Source organism: Thioalkalivibrio sulfidiphilus, assembly GCF_000377945.1.
GTDB classification, from domain to species: Bacteria; Pseudomonadota; Gammaproteobacteria; order Ectothiorhodospirales; family Ectothiorhodospiraceae; genus Thioalkalivibrio_A; species Thioalkalivibrio_A sulfidiphilus_A.
This window is the reverse complement of record NZ_KB898946.1, coordinates 1-18,152: the sequence shown is the minus strand read 5'-3', so window position 1 is coordinate 18,152 and position 18,152 is coordinate 1. Positions and strand designations below refer to the sequence as shown.

The 18,152-nt window shown below is 65.5% G+C and carries 19 protein-coding genes and 1 riboswitch; of the genes, 12 read left to right on the top strand and 7 right to left on the bottom strand.

Annotated features, from left to right (window positions below; all coding sequences use genetic code 11):
* The first annotated feature begins 217 nt into the window (after positions 1 to 217).
* The 12 genes from metG to nth all read left to right on the top strand — a co-directional run bounded on the left by metG (position 218) and on the right by nth (position 11,671).
* Positions 218 to 2,260 carry a methionine--tRNA ligase gene (gene metG / locus D580_RS0110985; RefSeq protein WP_018954434.1) on the top strand — a complete coding sequence of 681 codons (2,043 nt, stop codon included), beginning with the start codon at positions 218 to 220 and terminating at the stop codon, positions 2,258 to 2,260.
* Between the two features lie 85 nt (positions 2,261 to 2,345).
* Positions 2,346 to 2,969 carry a methylthioribulose 1-phosphate dehydratase gene (locus D580_RS0110980; protein ID WP_018954433.1) on the top strand — a complete coding sequence of 208 codons (624 nt, stop codon included), beginning with the start codon at positions 2,346 to 2,348 and terminating at the stop codon, positions 2,967 to 2,969.
* Positions 2,966 to 3,508: a 1,2-dihydroxy-3-keto-5-methylthiopentene dioxygenase gene (locus D580_RS0110975; RefSeq protein ID WP_018954432.1), complete on the top strand. Its 543-nt coding sequence runs from the start codon at positions 2,966 to 2,968 to the stop codon at positions 3,506 to 3,508. Before D580_RS0110980 ends, D580_RS0110975 begins: the two co-directional genes overlap by 4 nt.
* A gap of 144 nt (positions 3,509 to 3,652) precedes the next feature.
* Positions 3,653 to 4,327 carry an acireductone synthase gene (mtnC, locus tag D580_RS0110970; protein WP_018954431.1) on the top strand — a complete coding sequence of 225 codons (675 nt, stop codon included), beginning with the start codon at positions 3,653 to 3,655 and terminating at the stop codon, positions 4,325 to 4,327.
* Positions 4,328 to 4,569: 242 nt separating this feature from the next.
* Positions 4,570 to 5,148, top strand: coding sequence for an electron transport complex subunit RsxA (gene rsxA / locus D580_RS0110965; protein WP_012639176.1), 579 nt, complete (start codon positions 4,570 to 4,572; stop codon positions 5,146 to 5,148).
* A gap of 6 nt (positions 5,149 to 5,154) precedes the next feature.
* Entirely contained in the window at positions 5,155 to 5,721 is a 567-nt protein-coding gene (gene rsxB, locus D580_RS0110960) for an electron transport complex subunit RsxB (protein WP_018954430.1), read from the top strand.
* A 170-nt stretch (positions 5,722 to 5,891) separates the two neighbouring features.
* On the top strand, positions 5,892 to 7,490 hold the full coding sequence (rsxC, locus tag D580_RS0110955) for an electron transport complex subunit RsxC (protein ID WP_018954429.1): 1,599 nt from the start codon (positions 5,892 to 5,894) through the stop codon (positions 7,488 to 7,490).
* 66 nt (positions 7,491 to 7,556) lie between these two features.
* Positions 7,557 to 8,615 carry an electron transport complex subunit RsxD gene (rsxD, locus tag D580_RS0110950; protein ID WP_018954428.1) on the top strand — a complete coding sequence of 353 codons (1,059 nt, stop codon included), beginning with the start codon at positions 7,557 to 7,559 and terminating at the stop codon, positions 8,613 to 8,615.
* Positions 8,612 to 9,313: an electron transport complex subunit RsxG gene (rsxG, locus tag D580_RS0110945; protein ID WP_018954427.1), complete on the top strand. Its 702-nt coding sequence runs from the start codon at positions 8,612 to 8,614 to the stop codon at positions 9,311 to 9,313. The genes rsxD and rsxG overlap by 4 nt, the downstream gene beginning before the upstream one ends.
* Positions 9,306 to 9,992 (top strand): electron transport complex subunit E, encoded by a 687-nt coding sequence (locus tag D580_RS0110940; protein ID WP_018954426.1) that lies wholly within the window; start codon positions 9,306 to 9,308, stop codon positions 9,990 to 9,992. The genes rsxG and D580_RS0110940 overlap by 8 nt, the downstream gene beginning before the upstream one ends.
* Positions 9,993 to 10,405: 413 nt before the next feature.
* A complete protein-coding gene (locus D580_RS0110935) occupies positions 10,406 to 10,843 on the top strand; it encodes a hypothetical protein (RefSeq protein WP_018954425.1) in 438 nt (145 codons plus the stop codon).
* Between the two features lie 141 nt (positions 10,844 to 10,984).
* Positions 10,985 to 11,671 (top strand): endonuclease III, encoded by a 687-nt coding sequence (gene nth / locus D580_RS0110930; protein WP_018954424.1) that lies wholly within the window; start codon positions 10,985 to 10,987, stop codon positions 11,669 to 11,671.
* A gap of 65 nt (positions 11,672 to 11,736) precedes the next feature.
* On the opposite strand, the gene D580_RS0110925 is transcribed toward nth, so the two are convergent.
* The 7 genes from D580_RS0110925 to D580_RS0110895 all read right to left on the bottom strand — a co-directional run bounded on the left by D580_RS0110925 (position 11,737) and on the right by D580_RS0110895 (position 17,543).
* A complete protein-coding gene (locus D580_RS0110925; RefSeq protein WP_026289917.1) occupies positions 11,737 to 12,162 on the bottom strand; it encodes a DUF1841 family protein in 426 nt (141 codons plus the stop codon).
* A gap of 294 nt (positions 12,163 to 12,456) precedes the next feature.
* The gene (locus D580_RS0110920; RefSeq protein WP_018954422.1) at positions 12,457 to 12,918 is read right to left on the bottom strand and encodes a hypothetical protein; all 462 of its coding nucleotides are present in this window, start codon (positions 12,916 to 12,918) and stop codon (positions 12,457 to 12,459) included.
* Complete coding sequence (locus D580_RS0110915) at positions 12,915 to 13,532, bottom strand: TetR/AcrR family transcriptional regulator (protein ID WP_018954421.1); 618 nt, start codon at positions 13,530 to 13,532, stop codon at positions 12,915 to 12,917. The genes D580_RS0110920 and D580_RS0110915 overlap by 4 nt, the downstream gene beginning before the upstream one ends.
* A complete protein-coding gene (gene dsrE2 / locus D580_RS0110910) occupies positions 13,532 to 13,999 on the bottom strand; it encodes a sulfur carrier protein DsrE2 (protein ID WP_012639195.1) in 468 nt (155 codons plus the stop codon). The genes D580_RS0110915 and dsrE2 overlap by 1 nt, the downstream gene beginning before the upstream one ends.
* A 126-nt stretch (positions 14,000 to 14,125) precedes the next feature.
* The gene (locus tag D580_RS0110905; RefSeq protein ID WP_018954420.1) at positions 14,126 to 15,046 is read right to left on the bottom strand and encodes an ROK family protein; all 921 of its coding nucleotides are present in this window, start codon (positions 15,044 to 15,046) and stop codon (positions 14,126 to 14,128) included.
* Positions 15,047 to 15,145: 99 nt separating this feature from the next.
* Positions 15,146 to 15,709 carry a cob(I)yrinic acid a,c-diamide adenosyltransferase gene (locus D580_RS0110900; RefSeq protein WP_018954419.1) on the bottom strand — a complete coding sequence of 188 codons (564 nt, stop codon included), beginning with the start codon at positions 15,707 to 15,709 and terminating at the stop codon, positions 15,146 to 15,148.
* 25 nt (positions 15,710 to 15,734) lie between these two features.
* Complete coding sequence (locus D580_RS0110895) at positions 15,735 to 17,543, bottom strand: TonB-dependent receptor domain-containing protein (RefSeq protein WP_038043619.1); 1,809 nt, start codon at positions 17,541 to 17,543, stop codon at positions 15,735 to 15,737.
* 101 nt (positions 17,544 to 17,644) lie between these two features.
* A riboswitch (cobalamin riboswitch) is annotated at positions 17,645 to 17,883 on the bottom strand.
* Positions 17,884 to 18,152 lie beyond the last annotated feature (269 nt).

The window sequence follows — 18,152 nt, the reverse complement described above, 5'->3', positions numbered from 1 at the left end:
GCTATCGAATCGGGTTACGGGCCGGCCTGCGGCTGGACCGGATACAGCCTCGGGATTCTACACCAACGGCGCCCCGGCAAAAAAACCACAGAATGGGGGTTTATGGCGTGAAAGGGTCGGGATCAGGCCGGCAAGCGGGGTCAACGGCCCGTGAAATATGGCGATCAGGGCGCCAACCTGCTAACTTAGTTCACTTTTCCCGCCGATCCGTGCACCCATGACCCAGACCCCCGACAACTCCCCGGCCACCCGGCAGATCCTGGTCACCAGCGCCCTGCCCTACGCCAACGGCCCGATCCACCTGGGCCACCTGGTGGAATACATCCAGACCGACATCTGGGTGCGCTTCCAGCGCATGGGCGGGCACCGTTGCATCTACGTGTGCGCCGACGACGCCCACGGCACCCCGATCATGCTGAAGGCGCGCGCCGAGGGCATCGAGCCGGAAGAACTCATCGAGCGCATTGGCCACGAGCACCGCGCCGACTTCGCCGGCTTCCACGTGGCCTTCGACCAGTACCACAGCACCCACTCGCCGGAGAACCAGCACTTCGCGGAACTCATCTATACGCGACTGCGGGACGGCGGGCACATCGCCCGGCGCACCATCCGCCAGGCCTACGACCCGAAGGCGGGCATGTTCCTGCCGGACCGTTTCATCAAGGGCGAGTGCCCCAAGTGCGGCGCGCAAGATCAGTACGGCGATTCCTGCGAGGCCTGCGGCGCCACCTACGCGCCCACGGACCTGAAAAACCCGGTGTCCGCCATCTCCGGGGCCACCCCCGTGGAGAAGGAGTCGGAACACTACTTCTTCAAGCTGGCGGACTTCGAGCAGTTCCTGCGCGAATGGACCGGCTCCGGCAGCCTGCAGCCGGAGATCCGCAACAAGCTGAACGAGTGGTTCAAGGCGGGGCTCACCGACTGGGACATCTCCCGGGACGCCCCCTACTGGGGCTTCGAGATCCCCGATGCACCGGGCAAGTATTTCTACGTGTGGCTGGACGCGCCCATCGGCTACATGGCGAGCTTCAAGCGCTACTGCGAGGGCCACGGCCTGGACTTCGACGCCTGGTGGTCGCCGGAAAGCCAAGCGGAGCTCTATCACTTCATCGGCAAGGACATCGCCTACTTTCACACCCTGTTCTGGCCCGCCATGCTCACGGGCGCCGGTTTCCGCGCCCCCACGGCGGTGTTCTGCCACGGCTTTCTCACCGTCAACGGCCAGAAGATGTCCAAGTCCCGGGGCACCTTCATCAAGGCGCGCACCTACCTGGATCACCTGAACCCCGAGTACCTGCGCTATTACTTCGCCGCCAAGCTGGGTTCCGGGGTCGATGACATCGATCTGAGCCTGGACGACTTCATCGCCCGGGTGAACAGCGACCTGGTGGGCAAGGTGGTGAACATCGCCTCGCGCTGCGCCGGCTTCATCCACAAGCGCTTCAACGGCCAGCTGGCCGACGCCCTGCCCGACGCCGACCTCTACCAGCGCTTCGCCCGCAGCCGGGACGAGATCGCGAAACTCTTCGAGGCCCGGGAGTTCGGCCAGGCCATGCGCGAGATCATGGCGCTGGCCGACGTGGCCAACCAGTACATCGACGAGCACAAGCCCTGGGTGCTGGCCAAGCAGGCCGGCATGGACGACCGGGTGCAGGCGGTCTGCACCCAGGGCCTGAACCTGTTCCGGGTGCTCATGACCTATTTGAAGCCCGTGCTGCCCGCCATGGCGGAGAAAGCCGAGGGCTTCCTGGACGTCGCGCCGCTCGCCTGGGACCACGTGGCCGAGCCCCTGCTGGCGCACAGGATCAATCCCTTCGAGCCGCTCATGACCCGGGTGGACCCGGATGCGGTGGCGCGCCTGCAGGAGGCCTCCAGGGAGGATCTCACCGCCGCCAGCGCGCCGAAGCAGGAACTGGAAGGCGGTCCCATTGCCCAAGAGATCGGTATCGAGGATTTCTCCAAGATCGACCTGCGCGTGGCGCGCATCGTCAAGGCCGAACACGTGGAGGGCGCCGACAAGCTGCTGCGCCTGTCCCTGGATCTGGGTGGCGAGATGCGCCAGGTGTTCGCCGGCATCAAGTCCGCCTACGACCCGGCGCAGCTGGAAGGCAGGCTCACGGTGATGGTGGCCAACCTCGCCCCGCGCAAGATGAAGTTCGGCCTGTCGGAAGGCATGGTTTTGGCCGCGGGGCCGGGGGGTAAGGAATTGTTCATTTTGAACCCGGATGATGGCGCGAGGCCGGGCATGCGGGTTAAGTAGTTCTGTCAGTTGTCCGTTGTCAGTGGTCAGTTGTTGAAGGCCTTGATCAACGGACAACGGACCACTGACAACGGACAGCCTTTAAATGAACGAACAGGATCCCAATTTCAAGGTGCGCGCGGCGGAGCTGATCGCGGCGGGGCACTTCTTCTTCGAGCGGGGCTGGGTGCCGGCCACGGCGGGCAACTTTTCCGCGCGCCTGGACGGGCACCACATGGCCGTGACCGTCTCCGGGCGACACAAGGGCGAGCTCACCGAGGACGACCTGATGGTGGTGGACCTGGACGGCAACGTGATCTCCGAGGGCAAGCGCCCCTCGGCGGAGGCCTTCCTGCACATCGTCCTGTACCGCCGCTTCCCGGACCTGGGCGCCGTGCTGCACACCCACTCGGTGAACGCCACGGTGCTCTCCAAGCTGTCCCCCGGCGGGCTGGTGATCGAGGACTACGAGGTGCTGAAGGCCTTTCCGGGCATCGACACCCACCAGACGCATCTGAACGTGCCGGTGTTCGCCAACGACCAGGACATCCGCCAGCTGGCGGCGCGGGTGGACGAGCTGATGAACCGGGAGCCCAACATCCCCGGCTACCTGATCGAGGGCCACGGCCTCTACACCTGGGGCCAGGACGTGGCGGCGGCACGCCGGCACATGGAGGCCTTCGAGTTCCTGTTTGAATGTGACATGCAAATGCGGAGGTTGAGATCGTGAGCGCACTGAGCATCTACGCGGACAATGACCCGGGCCAGGCCCGGCGCTTCACCGAGTTCGACGACATCCGCCGCGAACTCAACGCCATCGGCGTGCGCTTCGAGCGCTGGGATGCCAGCAAACCCGTGGCCCCCGGCGCCAGCCAGGAGGAGATCCTCGAGGCCTACCAGGCCGACGTGGAACGACTCATGCAGGAGAACGGCTTCAAGTCCGTGGACGTGGTGAGCCTGACCCCCGACCACCCCCAGCGGGAGGCCCTGCGGGCCAAGTTCCTGGACGAGCACACCCACAGCGAGGACGAGGTGCGTTTCTTCGTGGACGGCCAGGGCCTGTTCTACATCCACAAGAACGACAAGGTCTACACAGTGCTGTGCGAGAAGGGCGATCTCATCAGCGTGCCCGACAACACCACCCACTGGTTCGACATGGGCCCCGAGCCCCGCTTCACCGCCATCCGGCTGTTCTCCAACCCGGAAGGCTGGGTGGCCCACTTCACCGGCAGCGACATCGCCAGCCGCTTTCCTCGCTTCGGCGAGTGAGATTGGGACCGCGACGCAAAGACGCGAAGACGCAAAGAGCCGCAAAGGTTTTTTCTTTTCAAACCCCAAAAGATTTTCTTTGCGAACCTCTGCGTCTTCGCGTCTTTGCGTCGCGGTTACCCAGACTGACCCGGTAACCTGACCATGACCAAGATCATCCTCACCGACATCGAAGGCACCACCTCCAGCCTGTCCTTTGTGAAGGACGTGCTGTTTCCCTATGCCCGGGAACACCTGCCCGAGTTCGTGCGCGGCCACCGAGACGATCCCGAGGTGAAGCGCCTGCTGGCGGACGCCCGGGCCTATGCCGGCGGGGAGCTGGACGAGGAGGCGCTGATCGAGCGCATGATCGGCTGGATCGACAACGACCAGAAGATCACCCCGCTGAAGGCGCTCCAGGGGCTGATCTGGGAGGATGGCTATACGCGCGGCGACTTCCAGGGTCATGTCTACGAGGACGCCGTTGAGCACCTGCGCCAGTGGCACCAGCAGGGCCTCCGGCTGGCCGTCTACTCCTCCGGCTCGGTGCACGCCCAGAAGCTGCTGTTCGGCCACACCGCCTACGGCGACCTGAACCCCCTGTTCGAGGCCTACTTCGACACCCGCATCGGCGGCAAGCGCGACACCGCCTCCTACAAGGCCATCGCCAAGGAACTGGGTGTTGAGCCCCGGGAAGTGCTGTTCCTCTCCGACCTGCGCGCCGAACTGGACGCCGCCGCCGAGGCCGGCATGAAGACCACCGCGCTGGACCGCGCCGGCAGCGGCGAAGACTTCGGCCCGCACCCGGTGGCGACGGATTTTTCCGGGATTCGGGTTTGAAAACCGCAAGATTGCCGCAGAGGCGCGGAGGCCAGAGAAGTTAAAACACTGGACAGGATTTACATGATGAACAGGATTAAATAAGGAAATCCGAACGGCCTTTTGAAATCATGTTCATCATGTAAATCCTGTCAGATTGATTTTCTCTGCGCCTCCGCGTCTCCGCGGCAAGCCCTTCCATCCTTTAACCCCAATCCCAACCCGGTTGCAGCCCGAAGGCTGGCGCCGGATACTGACGAACGATGACCGAATACGCCCTCATCCTGATCAGCACCGTGCTGGTGAACAACTTCGTCCTGGTGAAGTTCCTGGGGTTGTGTCCGTTCATGGGGGTGTCGCGCAAGGTGGAGACCGCCACCGGCATGGGGCTGGCCACCACCTTCGTGCTCACGCTCTCCTCCGTGTGCTCCTACCTGGTCAACGAATACCTGCTGGCGCCCCTGGGCCTGGAATACCTGCGCACCATCGCCTTCATCCTGGTGATCGCCGCGGTGGTGCAGTTCACCGAGATGGTGGTGCACAAGACCAGCCCCCTGCTCTACAACGTGCTGGGCATCTTCCTGCCCCTGATCACCACCAACTGCGCGGTGCTGGGCGTGGCCCTGCTCAACGTGCAGGAGGCCCACGGCTTCATCGAGTCCGCCCTCTACGGGCTGGGTGCCGCGGTGGGCTTCTCCCTGGTGCTGGTGCTGTTCGCCTCCATCCGCGAGCGGGTGGCGGTGGCGGACGTGCCCCTGCCGTTCAAGGGCAACGCCATCGCCCTGATCACCGCGGGGCTCATGTCGCTCGGCTTCATGGGCTTCATCGGCCTGGTGAAGTGAGGCCCCGTGAGCGTGCTTGCCGCCACCCTCGCCATCAGCACCCTGGCCGCCGTGTTCGGCCTGCTACTGGGCTATTCCGCCGTGCGCTTTCGGGTGGAAAGCGATCCGGTGGTGGACCAGATCGACGCCCTGCTGCCCCAGACCCAGTGCGGTCAGTGCAGCTATGCCGGCTGCCGCCCCTACGCCGAGGCCATCGCCGCCGGCGAGGCGGATATCAACCGCTGCCCGCCCGGCGGCGAGGCCACGGTGCTGGCGCTCGCCGACCTGCTGGGCCGGGACCCCAAGCCCGTGGAGGGCGAGACCAAGCCGCCCAGCGTGGCCATCATCGACGAGCAGGTATGCATCGGCTGTACCCTGTGCATCCAGGCCTGCCCGGTGGACGCCATCCTGGGCGCCGCCAAGCAGATGCACACGGTGATCGAATCCGAGTGCACCGGCTGCGAGCTGTGCATCGAACCCTGCCCGGTGGACTGCATCTACATGGTGCCCATCGCTCCGGACATCAGCACCTGGAAGTGGCCCTTCCCGGCCGGCGAGACCCAGTCCGCTGACCGGGAGGCGGTGTCTTCCTGAGTGAGGGGAACATCCAACGCAAAGACGCGAAGGCGCAAAGGACGCAAAAAAACATTTTGGGTTTAAACCCCTGAAAGATTTTCTTTGCGTCCTTTGCGCCTCTGCGTCTTTGCGTTGAAGGCTTTTCACCCGCCGCCCCGCCCAAACCGGGTTAGAATGCTTCACCATCAATGACCGAACAGGCCCACAAGCTGCATCGCTTCCACGGCGGGTTGCATCTGCCCCGCCACAAGGAGGAGAGTACCCGGGATCCGGTGCTGCCCATGCGCATCCCGGCGCGCCTGATCGTGCCCCTGCGCCAGCACATCGGCGAGTCCGCCGAGGCCTGCGTGGCGCCGGGGGATCGGGTGAACAAGGGTCAGCTGATCGGACGCTGCGACACCTACGTGGGCGCAGCGGTCCATGCCCCCACCTCCGGGCGCGTGGTGGAGATCGCCGATCACCCGGTGCCCCACCCTTCCGGCCTGTCCGCCCCCTGCGTGGTGATCGAACCGGATGGCCGTGAATCCTGGGGCGAGAGCCGCCTGCCACCCATCGAGGACTATCTCGACGCCGACCCGGTGAGCCTGCGCAACCGCATCCGTGAGGCAGGCATCGTGGGCCTGGGCGGGGCCGCCTTCCCCTCCGCCGTGAAGATCACGCCGCGCCCGGGCCAGACGCTGGACTGCCTGGTCATCAACGGCGCCGAGTGCGAGCCCTACATCACCTGCGACGATTCCCTCATGCGCACCCATGCCCGGGGCGTGATCGAGGGCATCCGCATCCTCATGCAGGCCCTCAAGCCGCGCTGCTGCCTGATCGGTATCGAGGACCACATGAGCGGCGCCATCGCCGCCATGCGCGATGCCCTGGGCGGGGATGAGGCCCACGGCATCCGCATCGTGCCCATCCCCAGCCTGTATCCCGCCGGTGGCGAGCGCCAGCTGATCCAGGTGCTCACAGGCCGGGAGGTGCCCAGCCAGGGACTGCCGGCGGACATCGGCATAGTGTGCCAGAACGTGGGCACCGCCTACGCCATCTACCGGGCGGTGGCCCACGGCGAGCCACTGATCTCACGCATCATCACCGTCACCGGCAAAGGCGTGCAGCACCCCCGCAACCTGGAGGTGCTGATCGGCACCCCCATCGCCGACCTGGTGGCCGCCGCCGAGGGCTACACCGATGAGGTGAGCCGGCTGATCATGGGCGGGCCCATGATGGGCTTCGCCCTGCAGAGCGACGCGATCCCCGTGGTCAAGGGCACCAACTGCATCCTGGCCGCCAGCCACGAGGACGTGGCCCCGCCGGGGCCGGTGATGCCCTGCATCCGCTGCGGCCAGTGCGCCGAGGTCTGCCCGGCGCAGCTGCTGCCCCAGCAGCTGTACTGGTTCGCCCGGGCCAAGGACTTCGACAAGGCCCAGGACTACAGCCTGTTCGACTGCATCGAGTGCGGCTGTTGCGCCTACGTCTGTCCCAGCAACATTCCTCTGGTACAGTACTACCGCTTCGCCAAGAACGAGATCTGGGCCCAGGAACGGGAGCGCAGGAAGGCGGACATCGCCCGTGAGCGCCACGAGTTCCGCCAGGCGCGCCTGGAACAGGAAGAACGGGAGAAGGCCGAGCGCCTGGCCCGCAAGAAGGCCGCCCTGGCCGCCAAGCAGGACGACACCGCCGACGACCCCAAGAAGGCCGCCATCCAGGCCGCCCTGGAACGAGCCAAGGCCCGCAAGGCCGCCCAGGAAGCCGAACAGATGAGCGCAGAGAAGGCAGATAAGGAACCGTCGGGCTGATTGGACAGCGATGCTGTCACCGACTTTCCTTGCCACTTGAGACTTGCCACTAGCCACTGCCTTTAAATGCACTTCCGCACCCAAACCTCCCCCCACATGACCCCTGCCCACAACGTGGGCCAGGTGATGCGCCGCGTGCTCTACGCCCTGGTGCCGGGCACGCTCGCCATGGCCTGGTACTTCGGCTGGGGCGTGCTGATCAACGTGGCCCTGGCGGTGGTGCTGGCCGTGGGCCTCGAGGCGCTCATGCTGGTGCTGCGCCGGCGGCCGGTGATCCCGACCCTCTCCGACTACAGCGCGGTGGTCACCGGCTGGCTGTTCGCCCTGGCCCTGCCGCCGCTCACGCCCTGGTGGGTGACCCTGGTGGGGGTCGGCTTTGCCATCGTGGTGGCCAAGCACCTCTACGGCGGCCTGGGCTACAACCCCTTCAACCCGGCGATGGTGGGCTACGTGGTGGTGCTGCTGTCCTTCCCCCGGGAGATGACCCTGTGGCTGCCGCCCATGCCCCTGTCCGAAGTGAGCTTCGGCCCCATGCAGGCCCTGGCCGCCATCTTCCTGGGCCAGCTGCCGCCCGGTCTCACCTGGGACGCCATCACCACCGCCACGCCGCTCGATCTCATGAAGACCGAGTTGGGCAGGAACCTGACCATCACGGAGATCCGGGACAACCCGCTGTTCGGCGATTTCTCCGGCAAGGGCTGGGAATGGATCGGCAACTGGTTCCTGCTCGGCGGCATCGCCCTGCTGTTCATGCGCGTGATCACCTGGCACATCCCGGTGGCGGTGCTGGGCGGGCTGGCCGTTACCGCAGGGCTGTTCTGGATCGTCGACCCGGACGCCTACGCCTCGCCCGCCTTCCACGTGTTCAGCGGCGCCGCCATCCTGGGTGCCTTCTTCATCGCCACGGACCCGGTGTCCGCCAGCACCACGCCGATGGGGCGCATCCTCTACGGCCTCGGCATCGGCGTGCTCATCTACGTGATCCGCACCTGGGGCAACTACCCGGACGCGGTGGCCTTCGCCGTGCTGCTCATGAACATGGCCGCGCCCACCATCGACCACTACACCCGGCCAAGGGTGTTCGGCCAGAAGCCGCCGCGGCGCGAGAACGGTGGCACGCCATGATGCGCAACATCATCATCTCCGGCGTGCTGCTGGCCCTGTTCGGCGTGGTGGGCACGGCCCTGGTGGCCTTCGTGTACCAGGGCACGGCCGAGCGCATCGCCGCCAACATCGAGGCGGCCACGCTTAGCAGCCTGCACGACATCCTCAGCCACGAGGCCTACGACAACGACATCCTCGCCGACAGCGTCCTGCTCTCCCACGAACTGCTCGGGGGACGTGATCTGCGGGCCTACCGGGCACGCCTTGGCGGGGAGCCGGTGGCGGCGGTGTTTACCGTGGTGGCACCCGGGGGCTACAGCGGACCCATCCGCCTGCTGGTGGGCATCCGCGTGGACGGCACCCTGGACGGGGTGCGGGTGGTGAGCCACCGGGAGACCCCGGGCCTGGGCGACGAGATCGAGGTGGGCCGCTCCGACTGGATCCTGTCCTTCGACGGACGCAGCCTGCTGGATCCCTTCTACGACCGCTGGGCGGTGCGCCGGGACGGCGGCGTGTTCGACCAGTTCACCGGCGCCACCATTACCCCACGGGCCGTGGTGACGGCGGTGCGCGACGCGCTGATATACTTCGAGTCGCACCGTGACATCGTGTTCGCGCCCCTGCCCGACGCGCAGCCCGTCGACGCAGCCCCGGCTGAAGATGCCCAGACTGGAGCAGTCCAGACAGAAGCACTAATGGAGGCAAGCCCCCGTGAGTGACATCAGCTACCGCGAGATCAACGCCAACGGCTTCTGGCACAACAACCCGGGGCTGGTACAGCTGCTGGGACTGTGTCCGCTGCTGGCCATCTCCGGCACGGTGGTCAACGCCCTGGGGCTGGGCCTGGCCACCACCCTCACCCTGGTGGCCTCCAACGTCACCGTGTCCCTGATCCGTCACTGGGTGCGCCCGGAGATCCGCATCCCGGTGTTCGTGCTGATCATCGCCTCGGTGGTGACCGCCATCGAGCTGGCCATGAACGCCTTCTTCCACGAGCTGTACCTGATCCTGGGCATCTTCATCCCCCTGATCGTCACCAACTGCGCCATCATCGGCCGCGCCGAGGCCTTCGCCTCCAAGCAACCCATCCCCAAGGCCCTGGCCGACGGCCTGGCCATGGGCCTGGGCTTCACCTGCGTGCTGGTGGCCCTGGGGGCCCTGCGCGAGGCGGTGGGTCACGGAACCCTGCTGGCGGACGCGCACCTGATGTTCGGCGAGGCCGCCCGGGGCTTCGGCCTGACACTGTTCGAGGAATACCGGGGCTTCCTGCTGGCCCTGCTCCCCCCCGGCGCCTTCATCGCCCTGGGTCTGCTGATCGCGCTGAAGAACATCATCGACGCCCGCCTGCAGAAGCGCCAACCGGCCCACGCCGCGGTGCCTGTGGAAGCGGCTGTCTGAGAAAGATCCAGAGCCTGTTCTCTCACGGAGGCGCTGAGACGCAGAGAACCGCACAGATCATCATCTTTCGTTTTCCCCGTGCCTCAGTGGCTCCGTGAGAGGATGGATTTTCGGGTCTGGCTCTGGAAAACCCGTCCTCTCACGGAGCCACGGGGACACGGAGGAACCCCATTTCTTGTGCTTTTCTCCGCGTCTCCGCGCCTCCGCGAGAACATAGGGTTTGCTTTTGACGCGCTCCCCGGACCGCGAACAGCGTGGAAAAACCCTACTTCCCACCTCTAAATTCACACTTCGCACTTCCCATCCCCCGCTTGGCGTTGCGGCGGTGAATCGGTAAACTTCAGCGGTTTCTAATTTTCCCAAGGGCTGCAAGTGCGGCCTCTGAACCTGCAAGACCGCAAGAGGACTTACACATGGCTGGACATTTCCCCTTCGCCGGCAAGCGCGGCACCCGCTACGGGCTGGCCCCGCGCAGCACCATGGCCGCCTTCTTCGAGGCCCACGACATGAGCGAGGCCGTGCAGGAGAAGTACTACAAGTGGTGGTATGACTGGGCCAAGGACTTCACCGAGAAGGACGCCGACCTGTCCTTCACCATGATCCGTCGCTTCGACAGCTACCCCATGGGCCAGCACGCCCACCACGCCTTCCACCTGAACGGCAAGTACTGGCCGTCCTGCATGGACGAGTTGGGCTCCTACATCGCCAACACCATCTTCCCCAAGCTGGACGCTGATGCCATGCACAAGCTGGAAGAAGCCCACCACCAGCTGCTCAAGGACCTGGAGGCCGAGAAGGCCAGCCATCCCCGCGAGCCCTCCCCGGACGTGGGTCTGTTCCGCCACATCTAAGTGGCAAGTGGCAAGTCACAAGTGGCAAGGAACACCACCCTCACGCCGACCCTCTCCCTGAGGGAGAGGGGGTAACCCCCCTCCCCCGCATAGCGGGGGAGGCTTGGGGAGGGGGCCCTTGCACTGCCACGACACTGATCCATGAACAACGAAATACGCCGCCAGATCTTTGAACGCCTGCGGGCGGCGAATCCCCATCCCACCACCGAGCTGAACTACCGCACGCCCTTCGAGCTGCTGGTGGCAGTGATCCTGTCCGCCCAGGCCACCGACAAGGGGGTCAACAAGGCCACCGAGAAGCTGTTCCCCGTGGCCAACACGCCCCAGGCCATCCTGGATCTGGGCGTGGACGGGCTCAAGCACTACATCAAGACCATCGGCCTGTTCAACAGCAAGGCCGAGAACATCATCAAGGCCTGCGCCATCCTGGTCGAGCAACACGGCGGCGAGGTGCCCCGGGATCGCGCCTCGCTGGAGGCCCTGCCCGGCGTGGGCCGCAAGACCGCCAACGTGGTCCTCAACACCGCCTTCGGCGAACCCACTATGGCCGTGGACACCCACATCTTCCGGGTGGCCAACCGGACCAGGATCGCGCCCGGCAAGACCCCGCTGGCAGTGGAGAAGAAGCTGCTCAAGGTGGTGCCGGCGGAGTTCCTCAAGGACGCCCACCACTGGCTGATCCTGCACGGGCGCTACACCTGCACGGCGCGCAATCCCAAGTGCAACGAGTGCCTGATCGCGGATCTGTGCGAGTACAAAGAAAAAACAGAGAAGCAAGAGACAAGATCCAAGAGGCAAGTAAAGGGCAGACCCAAGCCGAAGACCTGAAACCCGAGCTTCAGACCTTCTCTTGTCTCTAGAAACTTGCCTCTTGTCTCTGGCGTCTGGCCCCTTCAGGCCAGACGCCTTACACATTCCAGATAGGATTGCTCGTCAGGGGCGCGACCGAAGCGCTGGGCCTCCCAGAGTGCAGTGCCGAGACATTCCATGATGGCGTGCTCTGCCTCGTGGGCGCCGAGCTTGCGCACGGCGTTCTGGTAGGCGGCGGTGAAGCCGGCGGGGCGATTGGTGCCGGCCTGCTCGCGGATGGCGAGATGCATGCCCATGTGCAGGAAGGGATTGCTCTGTCCGCCCTCCGGGGTGAACTCGGCGGCGAGCACGGCATCGGGATCCTCGATCAGGGCCTGATACTCCGGATGCTCGACCAACAGTTCGGCGATCTGCTTCTCCAGCGGCTCCAGGGCCTCACCGGCCAGGTGCTTGCGCCAAGCCTCGGCATACATGCGGCGGAGTTGTTCACGGGAGGCGTTTTCAAACATGGCGTGTCGTGCGTACTGAGGGCGGGACAGTATACCCGGCCATGAAACCGCTTGCCGCAGAGACGCGGAGGCGCTGAGAAGTCCGTTGACAGGATTTACATGATTCACAGGATTAAAGCAGAGGTCACGGTCCTCTCCAATCATCCTGTAAATCCTGTCGATTGAGTGTTTTTCTCTGCGCCTCCGCGTCTCTGCGGCAAGGCAATTCATCTCGGGCAATCGCGGAGATCAGCGTTCAAACCGGATGAGTCAGGACTCACTGGGTAACGAGGCCACATTCCCACTTCCCACTTCTCACTTCCCACTTCCAAACAGCTTCTGCCACCAGCGCCTGCGACTCCCCGTCTGGGGCAGGGCCTCGGGCAGGTCCACGGGCGGGATCAGGGACAGGGTCCAGCCGGGCAGCACGCGCAGGCCACTGCTGCCGCAACTGCTGCCCAGGTGATTGGGGTCGTAGATCTTCACGAACCGGGGCTGCTGCAAGTCGTCGGCGTAGACCACGCCGCAGTAGTCCTCGTCGTGCTCCCTGCGCAGCAGGGCGTCCACTTCCCCGATGAAACGCAGCAGGGACTCGGCATCGGCCGGTGACTCGGGCGGTGGCTCGCCCACGGCGTAGACATACCAGCCCTCGCCGGCCCGCGCACGCAGACGTTCCCACAGGGCATCCAGCTGATGCCAGCGCAGCACGCCGGAAAAACCGCCCTGGAAGGCGGCGAGGTAGGGGGAATCAGTGTGCCTGGAACGGGGTTCGCTCAATGGGGTTGCCCGTCGAGCACCGCGCTCACCCAGTGACGCACCCGGGCCATCTCTTCCACCAGCAGGTGGTGATCGCCGTAGGCGTGGGCCAGCAGGGTCACGCCCTGGCTGCGGGTCAGGATCTCGCGGGCGAATTCCGGGGCATCATCCCGGCCCATGGCCTGCAGCTGGGTGGCGATCCATTCGCGGATGGTCTCCAGCAGCGACTGGGCCTGCTCCTTCATCTCGTGGCCGGTCTTGCACAGTTCCGCGCTGAGGGTGCCCATGGGACAGCCGTAGCGCACGATGTCGTCCTCGCCGGCGCACAGCCCCGTGAGCAGGGTCATGAGACGTTCTCGGGGATCATCGTGCTGGACGTTGAGGCTGTTCAGGAGCTTCTTCAGACACTGGCGGCGCCAGTCGATGACCCCTTCGAGCAGGGCATCCTTGGTCTTGAAGTAGTAGTAGAAGTTGCCCTTGGGGACCCCGGCGGCATCGGCGATGTCGCTGAAGGAGGTGGCCTGGAAGCCTTTTTCATAAAAAAGGCGGTCGGCCGCGGCGACGATCCGTTCCCGGTTCTCCGCGCCGCGGCCGCCCGCCTCCACAGGCTGACGCTTGTCCGCCTGTTCTGCCATTACATGAACAGGCAGATATCGGATTCGCCGGCAAACTCGAAGAACGCGGCAGCGCCGGCGTATTCAACACCGTCGATGAACTGGGAAGGATCCATCTCGAACAGGTCCACGGTCATCTGGCAGGCGATCATCTTCACTTCCGCCTCGCTGCACAGCTCACGCAGATCTTCCAGGCTGGCAACGCCCTTGGAGGCCATCTTCTTCTTCATCATCATGGTCATCATGCTCTGCATACCCGGCAGGGCCTGCAGCAGGACCGGCATGGGCATGGGCATCGGCATGCCCGGGTTGCCCAGGGAGGTGACCTTCAGGTCCAGCTTCTTCTTGAGCAGCTGCAGACCATAGAAGGTGAAGAAGATCTGCACCTGGTAACCCAGGGCAGCAGCGGTGGAGGCCAGAATGAAGGGAGGATAGCCCCAATCCAGAGAGCCCTTCGTTGCGATAATGGCCAGCTTTTTCTCAGACATGAATCACTCCTGCTAGGGTGGATTGCCCCCTGATCCGGGGGGCTTTCAGCCCCCTCTCTTTCGAGGGATTCATTGACTATAGTCAAGCGTCTGACTTTTTGAAAGTATCCCATTGGGGGGTAGGCGTCAGCCTGCACCCTCCCGGAAATCCATAGCCCACAGCCAGGCCGCGCCCCGCACCCCGCTGGAATCCCCATGCCGCGCGAGCTCAAGACGCGTATCCACCTGATCTGAAAAGACAAAGTCACCCCAGCGGGCCATCACCCCCGGGATCAGCCCGGGCAGCCCGGAGACACCGCCTGCCAGCACGATCACGTCTGGATCGAGGATATTGACCACGTGGGCCAGGCCCCGGGCCAGGCGATCCTGGTGTCGGGCCAGGGTTGCCAGGCAATCCCGGTCTCCCCCGGCGGCCCGCGCCGCGATGGCACGGGTGTCCAGTGCCTCGCCGGTCATGCGCAGATGATCCGCCGCGATGCCCGGCCCCGACAGCCAGGTCTCCAGGCAGCCCTGCCGCCCGCAGTAGCAGCCCGGGCCCGGGCGCTCCTCGTCCCGGGGCCAGGGCAAGGGGTTGTGGCCCCATTCCCCGGCGATGGCATTGGCACCGGTCAGCACCCGGCCATTGACCACGATCCCCGCCCCGGTGCCCGTGCCCAGGATCACGGCGAACACCGTCCCGGCCCCCGCGCCCGCCCCGTCGGTGGCCTCGGACAGGGCCAGGCAGTTGGCATCGTTGGCGAGGCGCACCGGCCGCTCCAGGCGCGCCTCCAGGTCCTCCCGCAGGGGTTGCCCGTTGAGCCACACGGAATTGCAGTTCTTCATGCGCCCGGTGCGCGCCGAGACGGCGCCGGGCGTACCGATGCCCACGGTCGCCGTGGCCCCCAGATCGGTCTCCGCCTCGCGCACCATGGAGACGATGGTGGAGAGGGTTGTCTCATAGTCGTCCCGCGGCGTGGGCACCCGGCGGCGCAGGTGTTCGCGCCCCTGCCCGTCCAGCACGATGATCTCGGTCTTGGTGCCCCCCAGGTCGACGCCGATGCGGTACATGGGATCGTCAACCCGGCATCGCTGAACACGCGGAGGGCGCAGAGACGCAAAGCACGCAGAGGACTCTGCCCACAGCCCCTACTTCCCAATTCGCCCTTCTCACTTCTCCGCGTCCTTCATCCTTCTGCTTTTCCAGAAGACCTCCCCCTCCCCCACCTCCCGGGCCAGCACCCGGGCCATGACGAACAGCAGGTCGGAGAGCCGGTTCAAGTACTGCCGGGACACCTCGGTGACGGGCTCATCCCGCGACAGGTGCACCAGGTGACGTTCCGCGCGGCGGCACACGGCCCGGGCCAGCTGGCAGAGCGAGGCGGCCCGGCCGCCACCCGGGAGGATGAATTCCTTGAGCGGGGGCAGGGTCTCGTTGATCTGATCCAGGCGCGTCTCCAGCCACGCCACCCGGGCAGCCTGCATCAGGGACTCCCCCGGCATGGCCAGTTCGCCACCCAGGTCGAACAGGTCATGCTGGACCTCCAGCAACAGCTCCGAAAGCTGAACCGGCACCGGCTCGGCCAGCATGACGCCGAGCAGGCTGTTGAGTTCGTCCACGTCGCCCATCACCTCGATGCGCGCCGAGTCCTTGGGCACGCGCAGCCCCGTGGCCAGCCCGGTACTGCCATCGTCGCCGGTGCGGGTATAGATGCGGGTCAGTCGGTTGCCCATGGCGACCTCGTCACTGTGTGGTGGATCAGAACCTGCCGCGCAGGGATACGTTCAATGCCTGCCCCGGCTGACGGTAACCGGCCACGGTTTCGTAGTACCGGTCGAACACATTGCTCCAGGCAGCGGAGACATCCCAATGGCGATCCAGCCGATACCCTCCGCGCAGGTCCATGGTGACATAGCTGGGCAGTTCGAGGGTATTGGACGGATCGTCATAGCGTCGTCCCTGCCCGATCAGGCTGAAACCGTAGCGCAGTGCGCCGAGGGATCGGTCCGCGTCCAGGCGGGCACTGTGACGTGCGCGACGGGGCAACTGATTGCCGGTCTCCTCGTCCCGGGCATGCAGCCAGGTGTAGCTGGCCGCGAGCTGCCAGTCCTGCCCGGCCCACTGCCAGCTGGCCTCCGCGCCGGTGATGTGGGCCCGGTTGACGTTCTGCATGGTGAACGTCTCCGTGTCATAGATGATCAGATCACGAACCCGATTCTCGAAGACATTCAGACCCAGCCGGTGGCCTGCCCGGCTGTATTCCAGGCCCGCCTCCAGATTGCGGGCGCGTTCCGGCTCCAGGTCCGGGTTGCCGAATCCCCAGGGGAAATACAGGTCGTTGAAGGTCGGCGCCCTGAAGGCGGTGCCTGCGCTGCCCCGGATCCGCCAGGCCTCGTCGAGCCTGTAGGCCCAGGCCAGGTCGCCGGTGCCATGGGTGCCGAAATCGCTGTGCCAGTCGTTGCGCAAACCCGCGCCGAACTGATGGCGGGACCACTCCGAGTGCAGCTGCGCGAACACGGCGCGACTGTCGCGACTGTCCCGGGCAAAGTCCGTGCTGCCGGAGACCTGGTCATGCAGATAATCCGCCCCCAGGCTCAGCTGTGTGCGGTTCAACAGCCAGTCCGTCTGCGCGCTGAGATTGCGGCGGCGGGTGTCATAGCGGTAACGGCCATCACCATCCAGGGTGTCGCGCTCATCACGGGTCTCGCCCGCGATGACGCGCCAGCCGCCCGCACTGCCCGCCGGGCCGGAAAGCTGCACCGAGACCGCCTGCTGGACGAAGTCCTCCTCATGAGTTCCGGACGTCCACAAGGAGTCGAACTCCGTGCGGCCCTGGGCGCGCAACAGCCGCCACTCAAGATCAAGGCCGTTGTCCATCCGGTAGCCCAGGCGTGCATTGACGGCATCGTTGCGATAACCGTCATCGTCAGGGTCGCCGCCGCGCAGCACATCGTAGCCGTCGCTGGCCAGGTGACTGGCGCCCAGGTGGTAGCGCCAGGCACCGCTGTCCGCCGAGACGGACGCGCTGGCCTGGCGGGTGTTGTAACGCCCGTAGCCCACCATAAGCTCGCGCATGGGCTCACGCGCCGGGCTGCGGGTGAAGATCTGGATCACGCCGCCCACCGCATCGGCCCCGTAGGCGCTGGCCCTCGGACCGCGCACCACCTCGATGCGCTCGATCTGATCCACCGGGATGAATTCCCAGGCGGCGCCGCCGGCAGTGGCGGAACCCGCGCGCACACCATCCACCAGCACGATCATCTGGTTGGCATTGGCGCCACGCAGGAACACCCCGGTCTGCTTGCCGAAGCCGCCACTCGCACCCACCTGCACACCGGGCAGGCCACGGATCAGTTCCGGCACGCTGTTCGGTTGCAGTCGTTCGATGTCTTCCCGGGTGATGACCGATACCGGGTGCAGGCTGTCATCCACGGTCTGCGCCATGCGCATCGGCGTGGTAACGATGATGGGTTCCAGTTCGTCGGCAGCCTCGAGCGGTGCGACGAACAGGCAGGATGAAAGCACAAACGCCCCGGTGATCCGGGATCTGAAATGAAGCCCTTGCATGGTTGCCCTCCGCAGCCATTGAAATAGGCCGGGTGGACAGATACAGGCGGGCGGCGTCACGGGAATCGTGATGCCGTTATCCGCCGGACGGCCCACCGCGGTCCGGTTGCAACCCGTCAGGCCGGTCTCCGGGCTCGGGGAGTATCGATCGGATCGATCCCGCGAGACGCCTTCCCACGCGGATGCGCAGTGGCGTGTGTGTCTCGCGGCGCCGCAGGCCATGGCTGGCCGGCGACCCTTCCCTTACCGTTGCGGGGGCAGCGCAGGTTTCTCACCTGCTTCCCGTTTAATTCCACGCCCGAGTGCGTCGGGGCGGAACACCTGATGGGTTATGTGTGCCAGTCGGGGACCGGCGGGTGTCTCCATCCTTGGGGATGGATGGGGGTGGATGGTAGCTTGGTGGAGGGGGAATGTGAAGTTAGGGGGGTGTCAGTGAAGCACTGTCAAAGTCAAAGGCTTCCGATCCCCGTTGCACGGGGCTCGGGTTACTTTCTTTGCTTGTCCAAAGAAAGTAACCAAAGAAAAGACACCCGACTTTCTCGCCCCTGCGGGGTGCCCTGCGCGCGGGGGCGTTCCGGGGAGGTCGGCTGACAGGCCGTCCGTGGCCTG

What these genes read in the sequence shown, in the direction of transcription:
- D580_RS0110900 (WP_018954419.1), bottom strand. Translation starts at nt 15,709, where the DNA reads ATGGGCAACCGACTGACCCGCATCTATACCCGCACCGGCGACGATGGC.
- metG (WP_018954434.1), top strand. Translation starts at nt 218, where the DNA reads ATGACCCAGACCCCCGACAACTCCCCGGCCACCCGGCAGATCCTGGTC.
- D580_RS0110905 (WP_018954420.1), bottom strand. Translation starts at nt 15,046, where the DNA reads ATGTACCGCATCGGCGTCGACCTGGGGGGCACCAAGACCGAGATCATC.
- D580_RS0110925 (WP_026289917.1), bottom strand. Translation starts at nt 12,162, where the DNA reads ATGTTTGAAAACGCCTCCCGTGAACAACTCCGCCGCATGTATGCCGAG.
- rsxD (WP_018954428.1), top strand. Translation starts at nt 7,557, where the DNA reads ATGCACTTCCGCACCCAAACCTCCCCCCACATGACCCCTGCCCACAAC.
- rsxC (WP_018954429.1), top strand. Translation starts at nt 5,892, where the DNA reads ATGACCGAACAGGCCCACAAGCTGCATCGCTTCCACGGCGGGTTGCAT.
- rsxA (WP_012639176.1), top strand. Translation starts at nt 4,570, where the DNA reads ATGACCGAATACGCCCTCATCCTGATCAGCACCGTGCTGGTGAACAAC.
- D580_RS0110915 (WP_018954421.1), bottom strand. Translation starts at nt 13,532, where the DNA reads ATGGCAGAACAGGCGGACAAGCGTCAGCCTGTGGAGGCGGGCGGCCGC.
- mtnC (WP_018954431.1), top strand. Translation starts at nt 3,653, where the DNA reads ATGACCAAGATCATCCTCACCGACATCGAAGGCACCACCTCCAGCCTG.
- rsxG (WP_018954427.1), top strand. Translation starts at nt 8,612, where the DNA reads ATGATGCGCAACATCATCATCTCCGGCGTGCTGCTGGCCCTGTTCGGC.
- dsrE2 (WP_012639195.1), bottom strand. Translation starts at nt 13,999, where the DNA reads ATGTCTGAGAAAAAGCTGGCCATTATCGCAACGAAGGGCTCTCTGGAT.
- D580_RS0110935 (WP_018954425.1), top strand. Translation starts at nt 10,406, where the DNA reads ATGGCTGGACATTTCCCCTTCGCCGGCAAGCGCGGCACCCGCTACGGG.
- nth (WP_018954424.1), top strand. Translation starts at nt 10,985, where the DNA reads ATGAACAACGAAATACGCCGCCAGATCTTTGAACGCCTGCGGGCGGCG.
- D580_RS0110895 (WP_038043619.1), bottom strand. Translation starts at nt 17,543, where the DNA reads ATGCAAGGGCTTCATTTCAGATCCCGGATCACCGGGGCGTTTGTGCTT.
- D580_RS0110980 (WP_018954433.1), top strand. Translation starts at nt 2,346, where the DNA reads ATGAACGAACAGGATCCCAATTTCAAGGTGCGCGCGGCGGAGCTGATC.